Source organism: Nocardia cyriacigeorgica NBRC 100375 (genome assembly GCF_000308555.1).
Classification (GTDB): domain Bacteria; phylum Actinomycetota; class Actinomycetes; order Mycobacteriales; family Mycobacteriaceae; genus Nocardia; species Nocardia cyriacigeorgica.
This window is the reverse complement of sequence record NZ_BAFY01000010.1, coordinates 1-939: the sequence shown is the minus strand read 5'-3', so window position 1 is coordinate 939 and position 939 is coordinate 1. Positions and strand designations below refer to the sequence as shown.

1 protein-coding gene is annotated in these 939 nt (G+C 70.4%); it reads left to right on the top strand.

Features of this window, described 5'->3' with window-relative positions:
* Positions 1-939: HAD-IC family P-type ATPase (locus RJ05_RS00655; RefSeq protein WP_036531689.1), on the top strand; the 939-nt coding region annotated here is incomplete at both ends.

Below are 939 nucleotides of genomic sequence, written 5' to 3'. Positions count from 1 at the left end.
TATGATCCCGGCCCTGCAGTTCACCAACTGGCAGTGGCTGTCGCTGACGCTGGCGGCGCCGGTCGTGGTGTGGGGCGCGCTGCCGTTCCACAAGGCGGCCTGGACCAACCTGCGCCATGCCACCGCCACCATGGACACGCTGGTGTCGGTCGGGACACTGGCCGCGTTCGGCTGGTCGATCTACGCGCTGTTCTGGGGCACCGCCGGCACTCCGGGGATGACCCACCCGTTCGAATTCACCATTTCCCGGATGGACGGGTCCGGCAACATCTACCTCGAGGCCGCTGCGGGCGTGACCACGTTCATCCTGGCGGGTCGCTACTTCGAGGCCAGGTCCAAGCGGCGGGCCGGGGCCGCCTTGCGGGCCCTGCTCGAGCTCGGGGCCAAGGAGGTCTCGGTGCTGCGCGGCGGCTCCGAGCAGCGAATTCCGGTGGAGCAGTTGGCCGTCGGTGATCGGTTCGTGGTGCGGCCCGGCGAGAAGATCGCCACCGATGGCGTGATCATCGAGGGTTCCTCGGCCGTGGACGCGTCCATGCTGACCGGCGAATCGGTGCCAGTCGAGGTCGGCACGGACGACGCCGTGGTCGGCGCGACCGTCAACGTCGGCGGACGGATCGTGGTGCGCGCCACCCGCATCGGCTCCGATACCCAGCTCGCCCAGATGGCGAAGCTGGTGGAGGACGCACAGACCGGTAAGGCGCAAGCCCAGCGGCTGGCGGACAAGATCTCCGGCATCTTCGTGCCGATCGTCATCGCCCTGTCGGTGGCCACCCTCGGCTTCTGGCTCGGCACCGGCGGCGCGATCGCGGCGGCGTTCACCGCGGCGGTGGCCGTGCTGATCATCGCCTGCCCGTGCGCCCTCGGCCTGGCCACGCCGACCGCGCTGATGGTCGGCACCGGGCGCGGCGCCCAGCTCGGCATCCTGATCAAGGGCCCCGA